The following is a 5,483-nucleotide window of genomic DNA, read 5'->3' as shown; positions in this document are numbered from 1 at the left end:
ATGAATGAATCAGTGCTTCCTTAATACTTATCGAAATCAATTTCGTTCAGGATATCCTTCAGCTTCAGGATTTCCTCTTTCGTCAGAGTCAGTCCCTTTGTCATAGCTGTATGGTCCGGATTCCAGGAGCGAAGATCAAACTTCTCGTCCCGGTTGTTCCAGCTGGTATAGGTCAGCTGTTTCTTCCAGCCATTGGCAGCCACAGACAGATCGCCTAATTCTTCCTGAATGGTATACGTAATTTTAGCAGCCATCATATTCACCTCATTCGTTCAAACTAGGACTATCCTAACATATGGAGGGAGGAATGTAAAGGAAAAAGGCCCCTATAGTAAGTGTGCCCCTGCCACAGGCGGGGTTTGCTTTTCCCATCGCCCGCCGGAGCGTGACATAAAGGGCGTATCCTCAGAAATATACTTCCGTCACGCCAGCGCCTCCGTTGGAGGGGTCCGCTTCGTGGAATTCGGTGACGAAGTTGAGTGTTCTGAGGTAGTCCTGCACGCCCCGCCGGAGGCTGCCGGTTCCTTTGCCGTGGATGATGCGTACCGGGGAGATACCGGCCATAAAGCATTCGTTGAGGAAGCGGTCCACTTCAGGAATGGCTTCGTCCACTGTTTTACCGATGACGTTGAGTTCGGTGTGGACAGCAGCTACGGAGCGGGTCATTGTCTTTTTACGGGCATAGGGCAGGATTTTTTCCTGTTTCTTTGGCTTTTTTGCTTTGAAGAGGTGATCGGCAGTGACTTTGACCTGGATAAGGCCGCACTGGACCTGGACCTGGTTTCTGCTGACGGAAGCGATAGTGCCTTCGCTGTCTATGGTGTCGATGTACACCCAGGTGCCTTTTTTTACTTGGTCTTTGGGCAGTTTTTCCCGCCGGTTTTCTTTGCCCGGCACGTTAAGGCCGTCGATTTTGCCGCGGATGTCGGAGATTTTGTCACCCAGTTTATTCCTGTTCATGGCGGCGGCGTTTTTCTTCAGGTCTTTGATAATGGCTTCGGACTGGACGCGGAGGTCCCGTTTCATGGTTTCCGCTTCTTCTCTTGCCTTTTCAAGGATGGAGTCTTTCCGCCGGTAGAATTCATCTCTGGCACTTTCCAGGGAATTTTTCAGTTCTTCCGCCTGGCGGAGGGTCTTGTCCACTTCTTCTTTTTCCCGGTTCATGTCCCGGCTCTGGCTGTTCAGCCGCTCCATCACTTCTTCCATGTTATGGAGGGGGGATTCGTTTTTGAGCTGAATGGCCCGGCCGAGGATGACATCGGGCATGCCGAAGCGGCGGCAGATATTGAAGGCGTTGCTGTTGCCTGCGACGCCGATAATGAGTCGGTAGGTAGGAGCCAGGGTCTTTTCATCAAATTCCACAAAGGCGTTTTCAATGCCCCTTGTTTCATAGGCCAGTTTCTTCATTTCGCTGAAATGGGAGGTAATGATGGCAGGAGCCCCTTTCATCTGCAGGTATTCCGTCACCGACTGGGCCAGGACCGCCCCTTCCACCGGGTCGGTGCCGGAGCCCAGTTCGTCCAGGAGTACCAGGTCCTTTTCTCCTGCAGAGGGCAGGAAGGAAACGAGCTGGGTAATGTAGCTGGAGAAGGTGGAGAGATTATCCTGGATGCTCTGTTCGTCGCCGATGATGGCATAGATGTGGTCATACACAGGAAGCATGGATCCCTCTTCCGCCGGAATGAAGAGGCCGGACTGGTTCATGAGGGAAAGGAGGCCTGCTGTTTTGATGGCAATGGTTTTGCCGCCGGCATTGGAGCCGGTGATGATGAGGATGCGGAAGGTTTTGCCAAGGGTCATGGAAACAGGCACCACCCGATCTTCAGGGATTAATGGATGGCGGGCTTTCCGAAGGTCCAGGACGCCCCTTTCGGAGTGGAGGGCCTTGACGCCTTTCATGGCAAGGGCCAGGCGGGCTTTGGCAAAGATGAATTCCATATCCGTAGCCAGACGGCAGTTGTTTCTTGTGACATCTGCCGTCTTTTTTATTTCTTCCGTCAGTCCTTCCAGAATTTCCCGGATTTCCTGCTTTTCCGCCGCCGTCATTTCCGCCAGGTCGTTGTTCAGTTCCACGGACACCATAGGTTCCATGAAGAGAGTCTGTCCGGTGGAGGAACGGTCGTGGACGATGCCGCTGAATTTGTAGCGGTATTCTTCCTTCACCGGCACCACGTAGCGGCCGTTCCGCTGGGTAATGATGGCGTCCTGCAGGTAGGCTGCCTGGTCCTTATCCTCCAGAATGTGCCGAAAGGCCCGGCGGATTCTGGACTTCATCGTTTCCTTCTGGGTACGTATGCGGAAGAGCTTTAAAGAGGCCTGGTCCTTTACTTCGCCATGTTCGTCAAATATCTGATGGATACGGGAAATCAGGGTTTCCTGAGGTACAAGAAGGGATGAAATCTCTTCCAGCGCCGGATACTGCAGGTGTCTTTCCCCTTCGAAGTAATGGTGCATTTTCTTATAGGTGTCCAGGGAGTTGGAAAGGTCCATGCATTCTTTGGCGGAAAGGAGGCTTCCCTTTTCCGCCTTTTTCAGTGTTTCCAGAATGTCATGGGTTTCTCCCAGGGGGGGAGTGATTTCCCTTTCCAGCAGGACGGATGCTTCTTCCGTTTCCTGCAGGCTTTTTTCTACCACCTCCGGCACGGAGGAAGGGAGAAGCTCCAAAGCCATTTTCTTTGACAGGGCCGACGGCGCAAGTTCCGCCAGTTTCTTCCTGATTTCATTAAATTCAAGTATTTCCAGTATATCTTTTTCCATTTATAAAACTCCTCTGAAGAAGTGTCCCCGGGTTATATCCCTTTCCCCTTTTGAAGAAGGGGCCGGAGCCTTTTTCTTTCCGCTCACAATGTCCCTGTAGGCTGCCATTACCGGGGCAGCATCCTTTTCCGCCCTGAGATCCAGCACAAAGCCTGTAAGGCCGATTTCCTTCAGGGCTCCAAGGTAGGGCGCCATATCAAGACGACGGGTATTTAAAATATGCATATGACACCACTCGTCCGTTTTCACCGGGAAGCGGGCGCCCTTTTCATCTTCAAGGAAATAGGAGCCCTTCATGCAGTACCGGGGGCAGTGATTCTTGTCCCTGTCTCCCATAACGCTGTTGATGACGCAGTACTCGGACACCATCATTTCCGTCCTGCCGTATACAAGGGCGGAAAGGGGGATGGACGCCGCCTTCACCATATCCCGGATCTGGGGTATGGTGGCTTCTTCCGATACCATGGCGCCGGCAAGACCCCAGTTTTCGATTTCCTTCACCGCGGCGCCGTTGAAAAGATTGAAGGATGTGCCTGCCAGAAGGGGTACGGTCCATTTCCCCTTTTCCCACAAATGGATGACCCCGGGATACTCGGCCATCATGCCGTCGGGTGAAAGGGCAGCCAGAGAGGAAATCAAAGCGTCCTCTTTCAAACGGTTCTTCTCACGCACCACCCTTGGCAGGGCAAAGGTAATGGTGCCGCCCTTTTCCTTTACCAGGGATAAAGCCTTTTCATAGTCCTTCACAGGGATAGACCGGTGGTCATAGGTTTCCCCGCCGAAGAGGAAATGGGAGAGGCCAAGAGAAAGGCCTTCCTCCACCTGGTCAAGGGAGGTGGTACGCACCACCACATGGGGCCCCTCTTTCTTAAAGGGAGAAGTCACAAGGGGCGTAAAGGAAATGGCCCTCTTCCCCGGAATGGTCTTTTCATGGGCCTCCTGCCTGAGGGCGGTGATTTTTTCCACCCCCTCCTGGCGCATATGGTTCAGAATGCTTTTCGGCACCATGCAGCCTTCGTTATGGATAGAGGCACCGGCTAGAGTGAACCAGGTATTTCCAAGGCGGCCCAGCTGCTTTCTGATGTCTTCTTCAGAAGTGACTTTTGACAGCGCTTTTTCCGCTGTGTAATCGGAAGAAAGGATGACCTCATGGCCCTTATCGTCGGAAAGGGTCGTGGTAAGATGTTTCCCCGGCAGGGCTTCAAAGGAAAGGAAAAGAGGAATTTTCCCCTTCCTGTCTTTCATGGCAGTGGACTGCTTCTTTCCTTCCACCACAAAGTACACCGTCCCCATTTCCTTCGGCCTTTCGTTATAGCGGACGGTGAATGTGCCCTTCCTTTCTTCTACGTCCTTCATGGGTACAAAGGCCATGGTGTGATGGTCCGTTTCATAGGAAATGCCCGTCACCTTTCCGGGAATTTCTGCAATGGAGCTGTGGAAACGGAAAACCGCCCCTTTCACCTGCTCCGCCCGGCCTGCATCTACGCCGTGATTTCCGGGAGCCAGGGCAGTCATCATATGTTTCCCGATATGATCATCCAGATAGGAGGAGGCATAGCCCCGGTTGAACTCCTCCTTCAGGGAAAGCACCAGGGGCTCTGTGTCCGCCTGTCTCCCCCTCTCCGCCTCATCAATGGCACGGCGGTAGGCAGCTACGGTGTTGTAGACATACTCCACGCTCTTCATGCGCCCCTCCACTTTGAGAGACGTCACCCCTGCACCAAGGAAATCGGGAATACGCTCAATGCCCATCATATCCTTCAGGCTCAGGATATAATCGCCATCATGATTATATCTATGACCCTTATCATCCACCAGATGGTAGGGCATGCGGCAGGGCTGGGCACAGGCCCCCCTGTTTCCGCTGCGGCCGCCCATAAAGGAACTCATGAGGCACTGGCCGGAATAGCACACGCAGAGGGCGCCATGGACAAAGACTTCGATTTCCACCCCCGACTCCTCCACAATCTTTTTGATTTCCGGAAGAGACAGCTCCCGGGACAGCACCACCCGCTGGAATCCCAGGGACTTCATGAAAAGGGCGCCGTCCAGGTTCGAAATGGTCATCTGGGTGGACGCATGAAGAGGAATGGATGGAGCCAGCCTGCGGGCCAGCGCTGCCACCCCCAGATCCTGCACCAGAAGCCCGTCTAAGGGAAGGGTTTCCAGAAAGGAAAGATAAGCCTTCAAATCCCTCATTTCCACATCGCCAATAAGGGTATTCAGTGTCACATACACAGCCGCCCCGTGAAGATGGGCCTCGGAAATGGCCTCTGCCATCTCCGCATTGGAAAAATTCCCGGCAAACCGGCGGGCGCTGAAAAGCTTGCCGCCCAGATAAACCGCATCCGCCCCGGCGTCCAGGGCTGCTCTCAAATGTTCCGGTGATCCTGCCGGTGCCAGTAATTCCATGGTATTCCTCCTGTGTATTCTAATAAGGGTTCCCTCCCCTCACTTATTGTCCCACTGCCTGCGGGGTGGCAAAGGAACTGGATTCGTAGGGAGCCAAAGGCAACTGAGAATCCAGTGACATGCTTTCCCGTGGGGGAAGGTGGTGCGTTAGCACCAAAGGGGGGCGGGCCCGCAGGTTGTGACCGCCTGACGGCGGTGGGTTGTGTAGAAAGGTTGTGTTGAAAGGGTTCGAAAGGTTCAGAGGGGTTCAGATGGGAAGGATTGCCGCTGCCGCGGCAATGAATATAAAATCAGCGTTACGGGGCTTGCATTGT

Annotated in this window: 3 protein-coding genes; all 3 read right to left on the bottom strand. The window is 53.6% G+C overall.

Annotated elements, in window-relative coordinates:
- Window positions 1-20: 20 nt before the first annotated feature.
- The 3 genes from B2Y11_RS08700 to B2Y11_RS08690 all read right to left on the bottom strand — a co-directional run bounded on the left by B2Y11_RS08700 (window position 21) and on the right by B2Y11_RS08690 (window position 5,169).
- Window positions 21-254: a YdbC family protein gene (locus B2Y11_RS08700; RefSeq protein WP_291058071.1), complete on the bottom strand. Its 234-nt coding sequence runs from the start codon at window positions 252-254 to the stop codon at window positions 21-23.
- 151 nt (window positions 255-405) lie between these two features.
- Entirely contained in the window at window positions 406-2,757 is a 2,352-nt protein-coding gene (locus B2Y11_RS08695; RefSeq protein WP_291058067.1) for an endonuclease MutS2, read from the bottom strand.
- Window positions 2,758-5,169 carry a U32 family peptidase gene (locus tag B2Y11_RS08690; protein ID WP_291058065.1) on the bottom strand — a complete coding sequence of 804 codons (2,412 nt, stop codon included), beginning with the start codon at window positions 5,167-5,169 and terminating at the stop codon, window positions 2,758-2,760.
- Window positions 5,170-5,483 lie beyond the last annotated feature (314 nt).

Origin of the sequence: Dialister sp. UBA1703, assembly GCA_002320515.1 — a bacterium.
GTDB lineage: Bacteria > Bacillota > Negativicutes > Veillonellales > Dialisteraceae > Dialister.
This window is presented reverse-complemented; position numbering and strand designations above follow the sequence as displayed.